The organism is Nocardioides oceani (assembly GCF_030412965.1).
Taxonomy (GTDB): domain Bacteria; phylum Actinomycetota; class Actinomycetes; order Propionibacteriales; family Nocardioidaceae; genus Nocardioides; species Nocardioides oceani.
Genome location: NZ_JAUHJQ010000005.1, coordinates 17,908 through 35,672, shown reverse-complemented (window position 1 = coordinate 35,672; position 17,765 = coordinate 17,908). Strand labels below are relative to the sequence as shown.

At 71.4% G+C, this 17,765-nt stretch carries 18 protein-coding genes and 1 tRNA gene; 16 read left to right on the top strand and 3 right to left on the bottom strand.

The window, feature by feature from the left end:
* Positions 1–18 precede the first annotated feature (18 nt).
* The 13 genes from QWY28_RS13200 (at position 19) to QWY28_RS13140 (ending at position 13,978) form a co-directional block, all read left to right on the top strand.
* The gene (locus QWY28_RS13200) at positions 19–3,783 is read left to right on the top strand and encodes a coiled-coil domain-containing protein (RefSeq protein WP_300953016.1); all 3,765 of its coding nucleotides are present in this window, start codon (positions 19–21) and stop codon (positions 3,781–3,783) included.
* Positions 3,783–4,205 carry a hypothetical protein gene (locus tag QWY28_RS13195; RefSeq protein ID WP_300953015.1) on the top strand — a complete coding sequence of 141 codons (423 nt, stop codon included), beginning with the start codon at positions 3,783–3,785 and terminating at the stop codon, positions 4,203–4,205. Before QWY28_RS13200 ends, QWY28_RS13195 begins: the two co-directional genes overlap by 1 nt.
* Positions 4,205–5,974 carry a hypothetical protein gene (locus tag QWY28_RS13190; protein ID WP_300953014.1) on the top strand — a complete coding sequence of 590 codons (1,770 nt, stop codon included), beginning with the start codon at positions 4,205–4,207 and terminating at the stop codon, positions 5,972–5,974. Before QWY28_RS13195 ends, QWY28_RS13190 begins: the two co-directional genes overlap by 1 nt.
* On the top strand, positions 5,971–6,288 hold the full coding sequence (locus QWY28_RS13185; protein ID WP_300953013.1) for a hypothetical protein: 318 nt from the start codon (positions 5,971–5,973) through the stop codon (positions 6,286–6,288). Before QWY28_RS13190 ends, QWY28_RS13185 begins: the two co-directional genes overlap by 4 nt.
* A complete protein-coding gene (locus QWY28_RS13180) occupies positions 6,288–7,826 on the top strand; it encodes a hypothetical protein (protein WP_300953012.1) in 1,539 nt (512 codons plus the stop codon). The genes QWY28_RS13185 and QWY28_RS13180 overlap by 1 nt, the downstream gene beginning before the upstream one ends.
* A gap of 14 nt (positions 7,827–7,840) precedes the next feature.
* Positions 7,841–8,224, top strand: coding sequence for a hypothetical protein (locus QWY28_RS13175; protein ID WP_300953011.1), 384 nt, complete (start codon positions 7,841–7,843; stop codon positions 8,222–8,224).
* Positions 8,221–8,661: a hypothetical protein gene (locus tag QWY28_RS13170; protein WP_300953010.1), complete on the top strand. Its 441-nt coding sequence runs from the start codon at positions 8,221–8,223 to the stop codon at positions 8,659–8,661. Before QWY28_RS13175 ends, QWY28_RS13170 begins: the two co-directional genes overlap by 4 nt.
* 1 nt (position 8,662) lies before the next feature.
* Positions 8,663–9,007, top strand: coding sequence for a hypothetical protein (locus QWY28_RS13165; protein ID WP_300953009.1), 345 nt, complete (start codon positions 8,663–8,665; stop codon positions 9,005–9,007).
* 88 nt (positions 9,008–9,095) lie between these two features.
* On the top strand, positions 9,096–9,785 hold the full coding sequence (locus tag QWY28_RS13160; protein ID WP_300953008.1) for an N-acetylmuramoyl-L-alanine amidase: 690 nt from the start codon (positions 9,096–9,098) through the stop codon (positions 9,783–9,785).
* Positions 9,782–10,480: a hypothetical protein gene (locus tag QWY28_RS13155; protein ID WP_300953007.1), complete on the top strand. Its 699-nt coding sequence runs from the start codon at positions 9,782–9,784 to the stop codon at positions 10,478–10,480. Before QWY28_RS13160 ends, QWY28_RS13155 begins: the two co-directional genes overlap by 4 nt.
* A gap of 9 nt (positions 10,481–10,489) precedes the next feature.
* Positions 10,490–10,855 carry a hypothetical protein gene (locus QWY28_RS13150; protein ID WP_300953006.1) on the top strand — a complete coding sequence of 122 codons (366 nt, stop codon included), beginning with the start codon at positions 10,490–10,492 and terminating at the stop codon, positions 10,853–10,855.
* A 126-nt stretch (positions 10,856–10,981) separates the two neighbouring features.
* Positions 10,982–12,463, top strand: coding sequence for a hypothetical protein (locus QWY28_RS13145; RefSeq protein ID WP_300953005.1), 1,482 nt, complete (start codon positions 10,982–10,984; stop codon positions 12,461–12,463).
* A 183-nt stretch (positions 12,464–12,646) separates the two neighbouring features.
* Entirely contained in the window at positions 12,647–13,978 is a 1,332-nt protein-coding gene (locus QWY28_RS13140) for an SGNH/GDSL hydrolase family protein (RefSeq protein WP_300953004.1), read from the top strand.
* Between the two features lies 1 nt (position 13,979).
* Here the strand turns inward: QWY28_RS13140 and QWY28_RS13135 are convergent, their stop codons facing one another.
* Positions 13,980–14,753, bottom strand: coding sequence for an SGNH/GDSL hydrolase family protein (locus tag QWY28_RS13135; RefSeq protein ID WP_300953003.1), 774 nt, complete (start codon positions 14,751–14,753; stop codon positions 13,980–13,982).
* Positions 14,754–15,016: 263 nt separating this feature from the next.
* Here QWY28_RS13135 and QWY28_RS13130 point away from each other — a divergent pair, with 263 nt between their 5' ends.
* The 3 genes from QWY28_RS13130 to QWY28_RS13120 are packed head-to-tail and all read left to right on the top strand — an operon-like array spanning position 15,017 to position 16,544.
* Complete coding sequence (locus QWY28_RS13130; RefSeq protein WP_300953002.1) at positions 15,017–15,931, top strand: tyrosine-type recombinase/integrase; 915 nt, start codon at positions 15,017–15,019, stop codon at positions 15,929–15,931.
* A gap of 10 nt (positions 15,932–15,941) precedes the next feature.
* Positions 15,942–16,226 carry a hypothetical protein gene (locus tag QWY28_RS13125; RefSeq protein ID WP_300953001.1) on the top strand — a complete coding sequence of 95 codons (285 nt, stop codon included), beginning with the start codon at positions 15,942–15,944 and terminating at the stop codon, positions 16,224–16,226.
* Positions 16,227–16,256: 30 nt separating this feature from the next.
* On the top strand, positions 16,257–16,544 hold the full coding sequence (locus QWY28_RS13120; RefSeq protein ID WP_300953000.1) for a DUF3263 domain-containing protein: 288 nt from the start codon (positions 16,257–16,259) through the stop codon (positions 16,542–16,544).
* On the opposite strand, the gene QWY28_RS13115 is transcribed toward QWY28_RS13120, so the two are convergent.
* Together QWY28_RS13115 and QWY28_RS13110 are read right to left on the bottom strand one after the other, a co-directional pair.
* The gene (locus tag QWY28_RS13115; RefSeq protein WP_300952999.1) at positions 16,541–17,446 is read right to left on the bottom strand and encodes a tyrosine-type recombinase/integrase; all 906 of its coding nucleotides are present in this window, start codon (positions 17,444–17,446) and stop codon (positions 16,541–16,543) included. The genes QWY28_RS13120 and QWY28_RS13115 overlap by 4 nt on opposite strands.
* Before the next feature lie 87 nt (positions 17,447–17,533).
* Positions 17,534–17,608, bottom strand: a tRNA-Val gene (locus QWY28_RS13110).
* Positions 17,609–17,765 lie beyond the last annotated feature (157 nt).

Below are 17,765 nucleotides of genomic sequence, written 5' to 3'. Positions count from 1 at the left end.
CACCCCTAGGAGGCGCACATGGCCGACCGGTCCGTGACCGTACGCCTCCGGCTCGACACCGCCCAGGCGATCCGCAACTCCAAGGAGTTCGGCGACGAGCTGGGCCGCGCCATGGACGACGCCGAACGCTCCACCCGCCGATCCGGGCTGGAGATCGACCGGCTCTCCGACCGGGTCCGGCTCGCCCGCGACGCCTTCTTCACCCTCGGCCCGGCCGCCGTACCCCTCACCGCAGCCGTCGTCCCGGCGCTGTCGGCCGTCACCGTCGGGCTGGGCGTCACGGTCGCCGCCGCCGGCACAGCCGCGCTCGCGCTCGTCGGCATGGGCGACGCGCTCAACACCCTCGCGGAGTACCAGCTCGCCCCCACCGCCGAGAACCTCGAGAAGGTCCGCCTCGAGATGGAGAAGCTGGGCCCTGACGGGGCTCAGTTCGCCGAGTACCTCTCCAGCCTGGAGCCGCAGCTGCGGCAGCTGCAGGACACCGCGCGCGCCGGGTTCCTGCCCGGCGCGGAGGAGGGCATCGAGCAGGCCCTCACTGCCCTCCCGCGGGTCAACTCGCTTGTCGCGGAGCTGTCCGGCACCCTCGGCGACCTGGCCGCGGATGCCGGGTCGTCGCTGGCCGGCAGCGAGTTCCGCGGGTTCTTCGACTACCTCGACACCGACGCCGCTCGCACCCTTGACGAGCTTGCCCGGTCGGTCGGGAACTTCGCGCAGGGGTTCGCGAACATCATCGTCGGGCTGGCGCCCGCCACCCGCGACTTCACCGGCGGCCTGGAGGAGTCCTCCCAGGCGTTCGCCGAGTGGTCCCGCGGGCTCGAGCAGAACGACTCGTTCCAGGACTTCGTGGCCTACATCCGCGAGTCCGGCCCCATGGCCGTCGACGCCCTCGCGGCTCTCGCCCAGGCGGCGAGCGGCATCGTCCAGGCCGCGGCTCCGTTGGGGCAGACCGTGCTGCCGGTCCTCACCGCGCTCCTCGAGGGGCTCGCCGCGATCGCGTCGTCTGACATCGGCGGGCCGCTGTTCACCGGTATCGCCGCCATGGTCGCGTTCAACCGCGCCAGCGACCTGGTCACGTCGACCCTCACCCGGCTCGGCGTGTCGATCGACCGCACAGGCGTGTCCGTGCAGAGCACGGGCAGCAGATTCTCGAAGTTCGGCGGCTACGCCACCGGCGTCGCCGCCGTAGGCATGGCCGTCGGCATGCTCGCCGACGAGATCGGGCGCATCGACCCCGCCAACCTCGACCGCGCGATGGAGGCCCTGCAGCGCGGCGAGGTCACTTCGGAGATCGAGGAGATCGCCGACAACATCGAGTACCTCGGGTCCAAGACCAACGCCATCGACCTCGGTGAAGTCGTCACGGCGTTCGGCATCTTCGGCGACTCGACGATGGACAAGTACGCCGACAACATCGAGGAGCTCGACCAGCGTCTCGCCCGGCTCGTCGAGACGGGCGACTCAGCGGCCGCTGCCGAGATCTTCTCTTCGGTGTCGGAGCTCGCCCAGGCGAAGGGTGCCGACGCCAGCGACGTCGCCGAGTCGTTCGATGCCTACGCCCTCGCAGTCGACAACGCCGCCGCAGCCTCAGCCAACGCCGCCGACGACGTACGGGAGCTCGGCGCGGCCGAACGGATGGCCGCCTACGAGGCCCGGAACTTCGCCGCAGGGCTCGCCGAGCTCAACGGGTGGCTCGACAAGCGCGCCGCGCTCCGCGGCTACCGCCAGAGCATCGACGACCTCGCCGCCGGCCTGAAGAACGGATTCACCCGCGAGGACGCCGACCGCCTCGACAACGTCGCCCGTGGCATCAGCCAGGTCGCCTCTCAGATCAAGGACAAGGGCCTCCGCGCTGACTTCCTCGCGGGCGCCCGCGCGAGCCTCGAGCGACTCGCGAACGGCGCCGGCCCGAAGGCCGAGGCCGCGATCAGCAAGGTCATCGGCGCACTCGACCGGTACGGCCTCACCAAGCCCCGCGATCCCCGCCTCGACGTCGACAACAAGCCCGCGCAGCGCGGCATCGACGTCGCCGGCGACTGGCTGTCCGGCTTCGGGAAGCAGCGCGCCGTCGCGGAGGTCGACGTCGAGAACGGTCCCGCGCTCGCAGCGATCGCCACGGTCAAGACCCAGCTCGGCTCGATCGACCGCTACATCCCCGTCACGGTCCACGTCTCGCGCACCGGCGACGGCGGCGGAGCCGGCCTGGAGTACGTCTCCGGCGGCGCCGGCGCAGACGGCATGACCGTGCCCGGTGCACGCGCACCATACGGCGACAAGGTCCACGTCTTCGTCGCTCCCGGCGAGGAGGTCATCTCCAACCGGCACGGCCAGGCGGACAAGAACCGCCCCGCATTGAAGGCAGCGAACCGGGGCGCCAAGCTCGCCGTCGTCGGGTACGCCTCGGGCGGCACCGTCGGGTACTCCGCCGACTGGGAAGCCGACTGGCTCGCCGCAGGCGGCGGCACGGGAGGCCGCGGCGGCCGCGGCGGGGGCCGCCCGATCGACAACCGCATCGAGATCCTCCGCCTGCAGCAGTCCATCGCGGACCTGACCAAGTCGCTGAACGCCGACGGCAAGAACAAGATCAGCGGCCTCGAGCGGCGCATCGCGCAGGCCGAGCTCATCCAGGCCCGCCGCGAGCTCCGCGACGCCCGCAACGCCCCTGCCGCTGAGGCCCGTGAGGCCCGCGTCGAGCAGCGCCGGAACATCCGGGCGGCGTACGCCGGGTTCGAGGTCGACGCGGACATGTCCGTCGAGCAGATCGCCGACGAGATCGCCGACTTCCGCAGCCAGCTCCGCGAGGCCGGCGGCGAGTGGACCGACCAGCTGCGCGCGCAGACCGCTGACCTTCTCGAGTCCGCGACGGCACTCGAGCTGGAGCGGGAGCGCCGCGACGACCTCAACGACACCCTCGACGAGCAGAAGCAAGCCCTCGAGCAGCTGCAGTCCACCATGGACGCCTACTCCGAGTCGGTCGCCCGGAACTTCCTCCGCGACGGGTTCAACCAGGGCCGCGACGCGGACGAGACCACCGACGGGCTGACCCCGGAGGCGTCCGCCGCGATCGGCGCTCGTCGCGGCCAGATCGCCGCGGCGGAGGCTGACCTCGCGGTGATCCGGTCCCGCGACGACGGGTCGGTCGCCGCCGCCGCCGAGGCGTCGCGGCTGCTCGCGATCATCAAGCGCAACCAGGACGAGATCGAGGAGCTCGGCGGGGACGTCGACGACGCCTCAGGGGACGTCGCGAAGCCGGCTCAAGAGGCGGTCTCCAACCTCGACGCGCTACGCGAGATCCTCATCGAGGACACGAAGCGCGCCCAGGAGATGGCCGCTGCGCTGGAACTGCTCGCCGAAAAGGGCTTGGACACCACAGGCGCGCTCGGCGGGCTCTACCAACAGCTCGCCGCGTCCGGGGACCTCGAGACCGCCCAAGGGCTCTCGGAGCTCTCCCCAGAGCAGATCGACGAGTACGAGCGCCTGTTCACCGCCCGAGACACCGCGGCCGCGGAGGTTGCTGCGCTCGCCACCCAGGCGGTGTACGGCGAGCAGCACGCTGTCCTGGTCGAGCAGGTCGCGCAGACCACCGCCGCGATCGCCGCGTCGACGGCCGCGATCGATCAGCTCCGCGCCGCGGTCGACAACCTCGGCGCCGATGTCCGGAACGGAGCCTCCCGCGGTGCCGCGCAGGGCGTCGCTCAGGTCCGACCGGCGATCGAACAGCTCACAGCCGCCGTGCAGTCCATCGCCCGTCAGCAGTCCGAGGCAGCCAGGAAGGCGACTCCCTGATGCCGATCATCGTCGACCTCGCACCGGTCCCCGCCGATGGCGCCGGCCTCGAGCTGTGCGCGGTGTGGCTGAACTCCGCCGCCGACCCCGCCGACGCCTGCGCGTTCCGGTTCGTCGGCGACGCCATCCCCCGCCGCACCGCCGGCCGCGCCGAGATCCGCCAGCTCATGAACCGCCGCCGCATCATCCGCCGCGGCACCCGCACCTACGACACGTTCACCCTCGACCTCGTCTCCGTCACCACCGAGCAGGCGCAGTGGCTGCGCGACCACGTCGAGCAGCTGCTCTGCATCCGCGACCACGTCGGGTCCAAGGCCTACGTCACCTACCTCGAACTCCCCCTGGAGTTCCGCACCGGCCGCCGCGACCGCTCCGACGTGAAGCTCACCCTCGACGAGATCACCCACACCGAGGCCGTCTGATGAAGTCCCTCGTCAGCCCGCCCCGCGACCACCTCACCGTCGACGCCGTACGCCGCCTCCTCACCGCCGACGAGATCACCATCACCAGCGGCCTCGACCTCCTCAACGGGCAGAACCAGTTCGTCGCCGACGTCTCCGACGACCTGGTCGGCTGGTCGGTCGACCACGACAACCGCGACGCCGTGCACCAGTCGATCCGGCTCTCCATCCAGCGCGAGCTCGCCTGGGGCCGCGACCGGGTCCAGCCCTGGATGGTCTTCGACGACGGCATCACCCGCGCCCGGTTCAACATCGGCGTGTTCGTCCTCACCACCCCCGACACCCGCCGCGGCGAAGACCCCATCACCTACGACGTCACCGGCTACGACCTGCTCTCGCTGCTGCAGACCGGCCCCGGCGACACCTACGTCGTCGACCCCAACCCCGGCAGCGACATGGTCCCCAACGGCGGGTTTGAGACCGACACCACCGGCTGGGACTCCAACCCCGCATTCGGCGTGTTCGTCCCCGCCGCCTGGGGCCGTACCACGGCCCGCTCCGACACCGGGGTCGCGTCCCTCGAGGTCACCTGGCCCGACGCGCCCGGCACCGGCCAGTCGTGGGTCAACATCCAGCTCGCCGGGTTCATCGTCGGGAAGACGTACCGCCTCCGCGCCCGCGTCTGGAACCCCGCCACCGGCCCCGACCAGCTCCGCCTCGAGGCCGTGTTCGCCGCGTCCAGCCCCTGGCAGAACGTCGCCCGCGACCAGTGGGCCACCATCGAGTGGCTCTGGACAGCCACGGTCCCCTCGATCTTCGTCGGCGTCGTCGCCCGCGACACCACCGCCGGCCAGAAGACGTGGATCGACTCGTTCACCATCACCCCGCTGTCCACGACCTACTTCGACGCCGCGCGCGCGATCCTCGACGCCGCCGGCATCGGCACCCAACTCCTCGTCGACGGCACCCTGCAGAACGTGCTGCTGCCCTCCACGAAGGTGTGGGCGCTGATCGACCCGAACCCGACGTGGCTGCGGATGCTCCACGACCTGTTCGCCGAGATCGGCTACTCCGCGCCGTGGATGGACGAGAACGGCAACGTCCGCACCGCCCCTCACCGCGAGCTCGTCGACCGGCCGGTGGAGTGGCACCTCGACACCGCCGACGAGAGCACCAACCTGGTCGGCGAGGACCGCACGCTGACCATCGAGGCCGGCGACATCGCGAACTCCTGGCGGTTCGTGCGGTCGAACATGGACACCACCCCCGTCGAGGGCGACGGGATCTACACGCCGCCACGGAACCAGGCGGAGGGCATCGCGTCGATCGAGGCGATCGGCCGCATGGTGCACAAGACGATCCGCCTCGACGCCGCCGACCAGCCGTCCCTGGTCGCGCAGGGCAACCGCATCGTCGACGAGGCGAAGACCGCGACCCGCACCATCGACCTGACCGTCGAGCCGTTGCCGGTCATGGACACCGACGACGTGTTCCAGTACACCGACGCCGGCACCACCGAGAAGGTCATCGCCGCGTCCTGGACGCTGAACTCCGACGGGTCACCCGGGCGGCTGCAGCTCGGCGGCGCGCCGCGTGCCCGCCTCGAGGCGATCGAGACGCAGGTCAAGGCGACCGTCACGTCAGCCGACCCGTTGCGCGTCGTGGTCGACGGAGCCACCCAGCCGTCGTTCGCGAACGCGCTCGACGCCTCGTCCTACGCCGTGGGTCAGCGCGTCACCGTGACTGTCCGGAACCCGTTGCCGCCGCTGGTGCAAGGAGTCGAGACATGACCGAGTCGACCAGCCCCGTCGGGCTCCGTGCAGCCGCACTCGCCGCGGCCGAGGCGGCGCGCGCGGCGCGAGTGGACGTCGCCCGGGCCTACCTCGCGCAGGTCCTCACGCCCGCGCCGGTCGACGGGCTCGAGGTGGTCGCCGAGACCGACCAGCTGGTGGTGTTCACCGACGGCGGCGACGTGTGCCTCGCGGTGTCCACGGTCGGCCCGACGGCGCACCTGGTGACCGACGACGGCGGGTGGACCCGCCGAGGTGAGGTCACGTCCCTGGTGCAGCTCGGGCTGCTGCTCGAGGACAAGGCGGCCGGCTGATGGTGGTGTTCCTCACCGGTGCCGGCTACTACGCCGGCGACGGGTCGGGCGTGGCCCAGGGGATCGCGACCACAATCCCAGCCACCCAGGACGGCGACCTCGTCGTGCTGTCGGCCATGACCTACGGCAACGGCACCCCACCGCTCCTCGAGACCACACGTCCCGGGTGGTCATGGACCCAGATCCACTCCAACGACACCGGTCCGCTGTCCCGCGTGTGGGTCGCGACGTCGCCCGGTGACGAGGCATGGCAGATGTCGCTGGAGTCGGTCGAGTCGGAGTGGCACGGCGCGACGGTGACCCTCTGGCGCGACGCAGTGCTTCACCCGACCGCCCGCCGCACCGACACCCGCTCCGGTTCGGAGTGGGTGATCCCCACGTTGAGCGCCCCCGAGCCCGGCGTCGTCGTGCACGTCGACGCCTGCTGGCCCGGGACCGGCGGGGGCTGGTCCTACACCGAGCTCCCCCCGCCCGGGTGGACCGAACGGGCCGTCATGGACTCCACCTACGCCCCTGAGGTCGGCGTCTGGTCAGCACCCCACGCAGGCGGCACGACCGCCACCGGGACCCTCCGGATGGTCGGCGGCTTCACCGGCGGCCCCATGGTCCACGGCCAGTTCACCTTCCTCCTGACCGACAAGAACCGGCCCCCCAACGCCCCCGCGCTCGCAACCCTCGTCAACGGCGGCGCCATCGACCGCGGCCGCCCCAACCGCGCCCGCCACGTCTTCTCCGACCCCAACGCCGGCGACTCCCAGTCCGCGTTCGACATCCGCTGGCGGCCCGTCGGCGACGCGAACTGGACCACCGTCCACGCGCCGGTCCCCAACGAGTTCTACGACTTCCCCGCCGGCACCTTCGAGGCCGGCGGCTACGAGCGGCAAGTCCGCACCTACGACGCCCAGGGCCTCGCCGGGCCCTGGTCGACCAGCGGGTTCTTCACCGCCGGCGACTCCCCCGCCGGCCCCTCGATCCTCTACCCCATCGCCGGGCAGCAGCTCGAGCAGAACGAGCGGGTCACCTGGTCGACCGCGACCCAGGTCGCGTTCCAGGTCCGCCGCGTCGGGGACACCGGCGGCGCGCCCGACGAGTCGGTCGTCTACTACGACTCCGGACGGATCGCGTCGGTCGAGGCCCGGTTCCTGCCGCTGGTGTTCGAAACCAACGGCCGCGCCGAGCACGTCCAGGTGCGGGTGGAGTACGGCGATCTGTGGTCGCCGTGGGTCTCGGTCGGCGTGGAGGTGTCGTACACGCCGCCGCCGACGCCGTCGTTCACCATCGCCGCGGACCCGAAGACCGCGTCGCTGACGGTGACGCTGTTCAACCCGCTCCCGGCAGGGGACGACCCGCCGGCGTCGTACAACGACGTCTACGTCACCGAGCCGGTCGACGGGGTGCTGGTCGAGCAGCGGCGCGCCACGAGGCTGCCCCAGAACACCACCTGGCGGTACTGGACGCCGATCAGCGGCCACGACTACTCGGCCGCGTTCCGCGTCGTCGCCGTCGCCGCGAACGGCACCACCGCGAGCAGCTCATGAGCGAGGAGACGCCCATGCACCCCATCCCCCGGCCGCTGCTATCCCTCTGCCCCGGCCTGGCCAGCGTCATGGGCCTCGCCTACCTCACCGGCGACCCCGCCCGCACCGCCTCCCAGTCGTTCGCCGCTGCCCGTCAGGTCGCCCCGATGACCACCTGGGGGCTGCTGTTCCTCACCGGCGCGCTCGTCCTCGCCGCAGCGCTCCTGGCCGGTCACCGCCACGCCCTCGCCTGGGCGCTGTTCATCGGCGGCGGCATCTACTCCTGGTGGGCGATCTGCTTCGCCGCGTCCGCGCTCCACGATCCCACCGCCTCCGCGACCGCCTGGGCGATCCATGGCTTCATCTCCGCCAGCCACTACCTCGCTGCCTGGGCTGTCTGGACGGGGCGCGTCGCATGACCTTCACCATGCCCACGCCCCGGCGCTGGACCGCTCTGCGGCCATGGCGCCGGCACTCCCTCGTTCTCACCCTCGGCGGGTTCATCTACCTCTCCGTCGGCATGGTCTACCTCGGCACCGACGCACCGCCGTCGCGCAACCGGTCCCTCGAGCTCGCGCTCAACGTCGCCCCGCTGCAGGTGTGGGGCTTGGTCTGGATCGCCGCCGGCATCGCGGGCCTCATCTCCGCCCGGTGGCCACCCGCCTCCGAGAAGTGGGGCTACACCGTCATGTCGTCCCTCGCGGCGCTGTGGGGCTCCGGCTACGCCCTCGGCGTGCTGTTCCTCGACACCCCCGACCAGGCGCTCTCCGGCGGCGCCGTCTGGACGCTCGTGGCCGTCCTCTGGTGGGGAATCTCAGGGTTGGAGAACCCCGGACGAGTGATGCGGGAGGGCTGACATGCCGATCGGCGACACCGCCCTCGCGACCATCCTCGCCGCCCTCATCGCCGGCATCGTCGGCTACGCCACCAACCGATCCTCCGCCCGCGCGCAGACCGTCACCGCCGCGACCAGCTCGCGCGCCGACGTCGAGAAGGAAGCGTTCGACCGCGCCGCGTCCTACTACACCAGCGTCATCGACCGGCAGAACGCCGAGGCCGAGGAAGATCGCGCGACGATCGCGGGCCTGCGGCACCTGCTGTCCATGGCCATGGGCTACATCCGGGTCCTGATGGCCCACATCCGGGCTCGTGGCGACGTCCCGCCCGACCCGCCGGCCGGGCTCGACATCGACACCCCCTGACGCCCTGACCCCGTCTGTCCGCGTCCGCCTCGCACGTCTCGTGTCCGGCGGCGACCAGCCACGCCCGCACCTCGACAAGGAGCTCCCCATGCCCGTCGCGCCTCCGTCCCCGCCCTACGTCGGCCCCCCGAAGTGGCGCGGCGGCTCGAACAACAAGCCCATCCGACGGGTCGTCATCCACTGCACCGCCGGCGCCGAGCCGGGCGTGCCCGGAGCCGCACGCGCGACCGCGCGCTACACCCGCACCACCCCACGCCCGTCGTCCTGGCACTACTGCCGCGACGCCCGCGAGGCCGTCCAGCTGACCTGGGACTCGGTCGTCGCCTACCACGACGGCACCAACGACAACTCCCTCGGCTACGAGCTCTGCTGCTCGCTCAGCAACGAGGGCCGCAGCCACTGGGCCGACGACGCGCACCAGGCGATGCTCGCCGGCGCCGCGGAGGACGTCGCCCGGCTCTGCCTCGCCAACGACCTCCCGATCCGGCTGCTCACCCCGGCGCAGATCCGCGCCGGCGAGCGCGGCATCTGCGGCCACAACACCATGCGCGACGCCTTCCCCGGCTCGACGTCGCACTGGGACCCGGGCCCGCACTTCCCCTGGGACGACTTCCTCCGCCAGGTCCGCGCGGCCGCCGAGCGGCTCACCCGACCGACGCCCCCGCCGGCGACCCGCGTCGAGCAGGCCCGCGACCTCCTCACCGCGGCCGCCGACCGGGCGAAGGGGAAGCGACTCGGGAAGATCCGCGCCGCGCTGCAAGGTCTCCCGAAGCGATGACGGTGCACCGCGCGGCCAACATGGCCTACCAGCTCGGCGGCGACGCCCAGCTGCTCCGCAGGCTCGCCGACGGCTGGACCGACAACGACGGCACCCGCCACCCGGCCGCCGACGTCCTCGAGCTCGTCGAGTGCCGCACCCGCGACAACCAGCCCCTCGACGTCGCCGCGATCCTCGGCCCCGACTGGGACGTCCACCAGGACCTCCGCTCCGCCGACCGGGCCGGCTCGGTCGTCGCAGTACGCCGCCGCTCCGGGGTCCGCATCGTCTGGTCGCGACTGCAGCTCGCCTCCCGCGCGTCCCGCGCCGGCGCCGGGGTGCAGGACCGGTACCGCCGGGCCAGCGTGCTGGTCGACCGCCGCGGCCCATTCCGACTCGGCGTGCAGCACGACCCGCTCCGCTCCACCGGCCGCCAGGACGACGCCCGCCGGTCCGCCCTCACCTGGGTCCGCCGCGCCCGCCAGGCCATGAGCCGCCGCGCCGCGGCCGCCGGCCGCCGGCTCCCGCTGCGGTGGATGTACGTCGGCGACCCCAACCGGCCCCACCACGCCGTCCGCGCCGAGCTCGGCGCCCCCCACTCCCACGGCGCCGACGTCATGACCCGCGTCTGGTCAGCCGGCTGGGGACGCGCCCGCGTCTCCGCCGACCGCCTCGCCGGCACCGACCACCACGTCCTCACCTTCACCACCAGCTAGGAGCACCCGATGACCCTGCCGACCCCGCAGCCCACCCAGGTCCGCCGACCCTGGCGGTCCACCCTCCGCACCGCGTTCCAGGCCCTCGTCGCCCTCGCCGTGCTCTTCCCGATCCTCGTTCAGACCGCCGGCCTCGACCCGGCCGCGTTCCCCTGGCTCGCTGTGCCGCTCGCGGTCGCCGCCGCCTTCGCGCGGATCATGGCGCTCCCCCAGGTCGAGACCTTCCTCCGCCGCTTCATGCCCTTCCTGGCCGCCCAGCCCGGCGACCCCGACGAGCGCGGCGCGATCGACAGCGGCCTCCTCGGCATCGTCGCCGTCGTCCTCCTGCTCCTCATCCTCCTGGCGCTCCTCGGCGCGCTCGGACCGGTCAGGTAGCAAGCCGGTGTCGCGCCCCGCCCGGCGCGTGCTGCTCCTCGGGCTCAGCTCGCTCGCCCTCGTCGCACTCGACTTCGCCGTCCACCACGGCAACCCCTTCAACCACTGACCCGCGAGGAGACCACCGTGGCCCGACACCTCTTCGGCGGCCGAGCATCCGACTCGCTCGCCACCCTCTACCCCATCGGCAACGCAGCCGTCTTCGCGCCGCCGCGCCAGACCGTCACCCTCGAGGTCTGGGACCGCCCCGAGGCCGACGGAGGCGTCCAGCTCACCGACCTCCGAGCAGCCGACGGCACCACGGCCGTCACCGCCGTGGTGGTGCCAGCGGGAGCGCACGGCCAGATCCCCTCGTTCTACGGCCCCGACGGTGTCTTCGAGGTCTGGCTGCGCGACCCCGAGGGCGACTTCTACCGCCTGCCGGCCGACAGCGGCGACGCCGCCCAGGCGGCGTCGACCGCGCTCGCGCAGGTCGAGACCGCCCGGACGGACGTCGAGGCGATGCGCGACGAGGTGCAGGCCGTCGTCATCGAGGACCTCGCCACCAGCGACGGGCAGATGGCCGCCCTCGTGCGCGTCCCCTCGAGCCAGACCGGGCTGGCGATCGCCGCCGAGTTCGACGAGCGCGCGCCCTACGACTCCGGCTGGATCACCATCGGCTACCCCGGGACCACCGAGACCTGGACCGGACCCGACGGCACCGTCCGGCCCGTCCCGGTCTTCCGGAACAACTGGCACCACCAGGACCCGGTCCTCGTGCCCGTGCAGGTCCGCCGCACCGGCAACGAGGTCCGGTTCCGCGGCTGGCTCAAGCGGACCACCGGCGCCGCTGACGACCCGGTCGCCACCACGATCCCCGAGGACGAGGTCATCATCGACGGGCTCGCCGACCTGGTGCACCCGACCCGCGGCTACTCGCTCAACGCGCCCTCCGGCGCCTGGGGCAAGACGCAGGCCTCGATCCTCATCAGCCGGGTCGGCGCCGCTGACACGCTGCGGTACGCCGACGGCGCCGGGGAGTTCCTCTCCCTCGACCCCATCCGGTTCCGGGTCGTCAACGACGCCGGCGACGAGGAGTCCGCCGACTGGGCTGACGGCGTCGTCTCCTCGGCGGCGCAGGCCGCGGCCACCGCGGTGCTCGCCGCCGGCGAGGCGGCCACCACGGCCGAGCTCGTCGACGAGGCCGCCGCGCAGGTCGAGACGGCCCGCGCAGCGACCGAGCAGGCCCGCGACGAGGCGCTCGCGCACGTCGAGCCGCTGACCGCGCCGGCCAACGCCCAGGTCGCCTCGTTCATCGAGCTCGACGGCCCGACGAAATCGAAGCTTGCCGCCTCGATCGCCCAGGTCGCGGCGTGGGCAAAGAACCCCGACACCCTCATCACTGGATCCATCACCCGGAACGCTTCGGGTGTCGTCACTGGTGCTGGGGTGCTCTGGCCCGACGGGACCCCGGGAACGTTCACCACCGACGCCATCGGCGCGCGCAACACCATCGACGGCTACCACGTCACCTACGGCAGTCCTGCCGTCAAAACCTTCACGCAGCCGACGATCACCCGGGACTCGTCCGGCGCTGCGACGAACGTCCCGGCGATGGTGGTGTCCTGAATGGGAATCCTCGACGCTCCCCCGATCCAGACCCGCCTCCCCATCGGCGTACTCGGCGGGCTCCCCGTTGTCACCACCCGAGGCAACGGCTTCGGCAACCAGGCGCTGTCCAACGGCACCGACACGAACAACACCTACCGCCGCGCCCACGTCTTCGTTGCGGACGCCACCGACATCCGGCTCGTGTTCGCCAACACCCGCCTTGCCCTCGACGGCACCGACTCCATCACGGTCGGCGCGAGCGTCGAAGCCCCCACGTCCGCGAACGTCTCGGACGCAGCCGTCCCGGCCGCCAACATCTACCCCGTCTCGTTCAACGGCGCGGACAAGGTGGTCATCAAGCCTGGCGGGTTCGCGCTCAGTGACCCGATCCCGCTCGCCGCCACGGCCGGCCAGTGGATCTACACCCGCACCAACGTCTCCGCCTCCGCCGGGCAGAAGTGGCCCATCGGACTGACCGCCTCCCAGGCCGTCCCCTCCAATGAGGGCAACGCGGTCGGGCAGGACAGCCGGGGGGCCGTCGTCTCGAACGTGCACAGCGGCGGAGGTGCGGGTTACAGCCCCGTCGCCATCGTCGGCGTCCCCACCGGGGCCACCGCGTTCCTGCCCACCGTCGGCATCCTTGGCGACTCCATCGACTACGGCTCCGGTGACGGACCCAACGACCTCGGCTGGGCTGTCCGGCTCTGCGTTGCCGAGGGTCTCGGCTACGTCCAGGCCGCCGTTCCCGGTGACCGAGCCAACACTTTCCTCACCAGCCCAGTCACCACCCGCGGGCGCTATGCCCTCCTCGCGGGCTGCACCCATGTTCTCGAAGGCTTCGGCGTCAACGACTCCAACGCCGGGCGCACCACCGCTCAGATCCAGGCCGACCGCCTCCGAATCTGGACCGACCTGCACCGGCGCGGCATCAAGGTCATCGGTCGCACCATCACGCCGCGCACCACCAGCACGGACGGGTGGACGACCACGGCCGGGCAGGCCGTCATCGCCACCAGCGGCCAGGACGTGGTGCGCCGCGATTTCAACGCCTGGCTCCGCGACGGCGCCCCTATTGACGCCACCACCAAGGCAGTTACCTCCGTCGGAGACGCCACGAACGTCCTCCGCGCCGGGGATGACGAGCACCCGCTCGACGCTGTATGGGACGCCGCCGCCGCGGTGGAGACCTCGCCCACCTCCGGACTCTGGAAGCCGCCGGAGCGCCGCCTCACCGACGCCTCTTGGGCGTCAGGATCGGCGCACCTCCTGTCACCGAGCGGGGCGTTCACCTCGGCCGACATCGGGAAGTCCATCACCGCGATCGGGGGAGGCCCGGCTGATGCGCTGTACCAGGCCACCATCACGTCGATCACGTCACCCACGGACGCCGTGGTCGGCGGCGCGGGCTTCGGGACCGCCGTTGCATCGGGCGGAGTCGTCGGCATCGGCACGTACACCACCGACGGCATCCATCCGGCCGCGACCGGTCACATCGCGATGCGCGACGCGGACGAGTACGTATTCGCCGTCTGAACTACCGGAGCTTCTTGTTGATCGCGTCGGCTATTGCCAGGTGCCCCTCGTTGTCCGGGTGGATCTTGTCTCTCGCGAGCAGCCCAGGGTCATCGAGTGGCTGGCCGAGGTCTAGGTACGTCCCGCCGACCGATTGGACGGACGCGCGCACGATGTCAGCAAGGCGTCCCAGCTCTTCGGGCGGCTCCGTGACATCCCACAGCGGGGACGTGGCGTAGATGGTTGCTTCCGGCAGGGCGTCCCGGAGTTGCTCGAAGAAGGCGGGGATGCCCGCGTCGAGGTCGTCCGTGGATGCAGTGACGTTGTTCCGTCCGCCGGAGACGACGACAATGTCGGGTTCGGCTTCGACCGCCGCGGCGATGACCTCTGGGTAGTTCGGGCAGTAGTCCTTCCCGCACCCAAGCCGTGCCAGCTTGGGGTCCTGGTCGGTGTTGAGCAGGTAGCCCGTGCCGCCTTCCCCCAGGTTCTCAAAATTCCAACCCTGAGTGTCGGCTACGACTCGGACGAAGCTCGCACCGCCCGTGCTGCCGGTGCCTGCCGTATATGAGTCTCCGATAAAGACGGCTAGGGGCGCCTTGGCTGCGGGGGTCACATCGCCCGGTGTGTTGCGGACAGGGCCCCCCGACTCTGTCGGGGCCTCGTTGTTGAACCGCATGAGCCCGATCAAAGTGGCGGCAATGACCGCCACTGCGAGCGCGATGACAGCAGCAACCTTCGGCCAATAGCGCTCCACGCTCCGGAACTTTACCCGCCAGTCACCGAGGCGGCTGGCCATTCGCGAAGCACTCTGGCGGAAAAGCCTCGCTTCGGCTCGAACCTGATGCCCCATCAGTAGAAGGCCACAGCCTTCACCCAGACGCGCCCCGTCACCGCCTCACGCAGGCGGTGGCGGGGCGCTTCTCGTCGTCCCGGCCCTTGAACCGCCGCGCCGGTAGACGTACCGTCGGCGCCCCCAAGTAAAGAAGCGGCCCCCGCAGGTGCTGGAACACCGGCGAGGGCCTTGCCGTCACCCGAGACATCACCTCAGGAGAACGACCGATGACGCACGCTACCCTCCCGCTGCCCGCCGCGGGCACAGACGACCTGACGCTCGCGATCGTGAGCTACCTCGGCCGCTACCACGGGAACACCTTCAAGCTCTACCGCTACCACCTCGGCCTCTTCATCGCCTGGTGCGAGACCAACGGCCTACACCCCCTCAACGACGTCGACCGACCACACGTCGAGTTCTACGTCCGCCACCTCATCGAGGACCGCGGCCTCCAGCCGTCGTCGGTCCACACCGCCATGACGCCGGTCAAGGGCTTCTACGACTTCGCGGTCTGGGACCGCCGCATCACCTTCGACCCGGCCCGCAAGATCGCGCTCCCGAAGATCCACCACAAGAAGAGCGAGCTCGTCCCCCAGCGACAGCTCGACCTGTTCCTCGAGACCGCCAAGGACACCAGCCCCCGGCACTGGTGTCTCGTCGCGCTTCTCTCCTCGATGGCGCTGCGGATCAGCGAGGCCGCGTCCTTGCGCCTGGAGAACTACAAGGGCATCGAGACCGGCGCCCCGTCGCTGACGTTCAAGGAGAAGGGCGGCAACATCCGCACCACCCCGGTCCCGATGCCGCTGGTCCCGATCATCGAGCGCGTCCGCGGCGGCCGCGACTTCGGCCCGGTCATCACTCAGCGCGACGGGGTCTCGCCGCTCACCCGCCACGGTGCGACCGGCTTGGTCGAGACCGTCAACCGCCGGGCGGCGAAGGCGGGGCTGACGCGGCACATCAACCCGCACCTGCTCCGCAAGATGGCGATCACCGAGGCGTTCAACATGAACATGCCTGTCCGCGACGTCCAGGAGTTCGCCCGCCACGCCGACCCCCGCACCACCAGCCGGCACTACGACCTCGGCCACACCAACACCTACCGCCACCCGGTGCACCAGGTCGCCGCGCGGCTCGCGGTCTAGCCTCGGGCAGGTGTACGAGTCCCGCGGCCCCGGCGGGTCGCCGATCCCGCTGCAGCGGGTGCTCAACGAGGCTTGGCCGCTGCGCCGCAAGGACGGCACCCCCCACGCCGAGGGCATCCCGGACCGGGATCCCATCCCGGTCCGGGTCCGCCTGGTCTTCGAGCACGACGGCGAGAGCTACCTCGACGGGCGCGCGCAGCGGTGGACCCGCACCCACGTCTTCGTCGCCGTCTCCGACGCTCGCATCAAGATCGGCGCGGTCTGGGTCCAGGCCTCCGACGTACGCCGCCGTTAACTGTCGGTGGCCGCTGGCACCGTGCACTCCATGGACGACACCACCGAGCCGGCAGCGACGACCGGCCTCACCCACGAGGACCGCATGATGCTCGACTTCGAGCACTCCTGGTGGAAGTACGCCGGCGCCAAGGAGACCGCCATCCGCGAGCAGTTCGCGCTCACCTCCACGACGTACTACCGCCGCCTGAACTGGATCATCGACCAGCCCGAGGCCCTCGAGCACGACGCGCTCCTCGTTCGCCGGCTCCGCCGCCTTCGCACCGCCCGCCATGAGCAGCGTTCGGCGCGGCGCCTGGGGTTCGTCGGCGAGCGCTAGAGGTTGTCCATCGGCGACCGGCCCTTGTAGGCCTCCCGCGCCCGCTCCGCCCGGGTCTTCGCGGCGTACCGCGTCAACATCTGCCGCGACCGCCACCCCGCCAGCTCCATCAAGTCGCCCTCGGAGCCCCCGGCGCGGAGCCAGGCGTCGGCGAACCCGTGGCGGAACATGTGGGCGTGCAGCCCGGGAATCCCGGCCTGCTTCCCCCGGCGGCGCAGCATCTGCTGGATGCCGTTGGCGGTCAGCGCGCGGCCGTCCTTCCCCGACAGCCACAGCCACGGACCGTCAGCGTACGGCTGGCGGCCGCGGATCCGGAGGTACCGGTCGACTGACCGGGCGGTGCGGGCGCCGAACGACACGATGCGCTCTCGACGTCCCTTGCCGGTGACCAGCAGGGTGCGGTCGCGGAGGTCGAGGTGCTCGAGGTGCGCGGTGGCCAGCTCGGAGAGCCGGGCGCCGGTGTCGGCGTACATGAGGATCAGCGTCTGGTCGCGCCGGTCGACGAGCAGCGGCCCTTCGCACGCGGCGATGACGTCCTTGAGCTGGTCGGGGGTGAGGAACTCGACGAGCTTCTCGGGCAGGGCGGGGGCCTTCACGAGCGCCATGGGGTTGACCGCGGTCTCACCTTCCTCAAGGCACCAGGCGAAGAAGTGCCGCAGCCCGTTCCACCGGGTCCGCGCGGTGGACGCGGAGCGGGTCTCGATGAGCTCGGCGAGCCAGGTCCGGCAGGTCGCGGTGTCGATCGCGTCGGGTGCGGTGGGCCGGTTGGTGTCGACGAGCCAGCGTCCGAACAGGGTCATGGACTCGCGGTAGTTCCCGATGGTGCGGGGTGACTTGTTCTCGGCTTCGAGCGCGAGCGTCCAGGAGGTGACGAGGGCGTCGAGCGCGGCGGTGCTGGTCATGGCGGTGGCTCCGATAGGTGGTGTCCGAACGCTGTGCGTTCGTCACTATGTTCGAAGCCACCGACATTCCCGCAGGTCAAGCGGCGGTGGTGGGCGCAGAGGGGATCGAACCCCCGACCACCTCGTTGTAAGCGAGGTGCTCTACCGCTGAGCTATACGCCCGTGCCCGCTCGGGCGGCCACAGACTAGACGGTGGCGCTCGGCCTCACGAAAAGGGCCGTAAATGGAAGTTGAACCGCTGGCGTCTCGGGTCACCAGCGGTTCAACGAGAAGAACAGTAGCCCGATCCCCCGACACCGTCCGCAGAACCCGGCGATCG

What these genes read in the sequence shown, in the direction of transcription:
- QWY28_RS13195 (WP_300953015.1), top strand. Translation starts at nt 3,783, where the DNA reads ATGCCGATCATCGTCGACCTCGCACCGGTCCCCGCCGATGGCGCCGGC.
- QWY28_RS13170 (WP_300953010.1), top strand. Translation starts at nt 8,221, where the DNA reads ATGACCTTCACCATGCCCACGCCCCGGCGCTGGACCGCTCTGCGGCCA.
- QWY28_RS13120 (WP_300953000.1), top strand. Translation starts at nt 16,257, where the DNA reads ATGGACGACACCACCGAGCCGGCAGCGACGACCGGCCTCACCCACGAG.
- QWY28_RS13130 (WP_300953002.1), top strand. Translation starts at nt 15,017, where the DNA reads ATGACGCACGCTACCCTCCCGCTGCCCGCCGCGGGCACAGACGACCTG.
- QWY28_RS13160 (WP_300953008.1), top strand. Translation starts at nt 9,096, where the DNA reads ATGCCCGTCGCGCCTCCGTCCCCGCCCTACGTCGGCCCCCCGAAGTGG.
- QWY28_RS13165 (WP_300953009.1), top strand. Translation starts at nt 8,663, where the DNA reads ATGCCGATCGGCGACACCGCCCTCGCGACCATCCTCGCCGCCCTCATC.
- QWY28_RS13115 (WP_300952999.1), bottom strand. Translation starts at nt 17,446, where the DNA reads ATGACCAGCACCGCCGCGCTCGACGCCCTCGTCACCTCCTGGACGCTC.
- QWY28_RS13200 (WP_300953016.1), top strand. Translation starts at nt 19, where the DNA reads ATGGCCGACCGGTCCGTGACCGTACGCCTCCGGCTCGACACCGCCCAG.
- QWY28_RS13135 (WP_300953003.1), bottom strand. Translation starts at nt 14,753, where the DNA reads ATGGCCAGCCGCCTCGGTGACTGGCGGGTAAAGTTCCGGAGCGTGGAG.
- QWY28_RS13190 (WP_300953014.1), top strand. Translation starts at nt 4,205, where the DNA reads ATGAAGTCCCTCGTCAGCCCGCCCCGCGACCACCTCACCGTCGACGCC.
- QWY28_RS13175 (WP_300953011.1), top strand. Translation starts at nt 7,841, where the DNA reads ATGCACCCCATCCCCCGGCCGCTGCTATCCCTCTGCCCCGGCCTGGCC.
- QWY28_RS13150 (WP_300953006.1), top strand. Translation starts at nt 10,490, where the DNA reads ATGACCCTGCCGACCCCGCAGCCCACCCAGGTCCGCCGACCCTGGCGG.
- QWY28_RS13180 (WP_300953012.1), top strand. Translation starts at nt 6,288, where the DNA reads ATGGTGGTGTTCCTCACCGGTGCCGGCTACTACGCCGGCGACGGGTCG.
- QWY28_RS13185 (WP_300953013.1), top strand. Translation starts at nt 5,971, where the DNA reads ATGACCGAGTCGACCAGCCCCGTCGGGCTCCGTGCAGCCGCACTCGCC.
- QWY28_RS13155 (WP_300953007.1), top strand. Translation starts at nt 9,782, where the DNA reads ATGACGGTGCACCGCGCGGCCAACATGGCCTACCAGCTCGGCGGCGAC.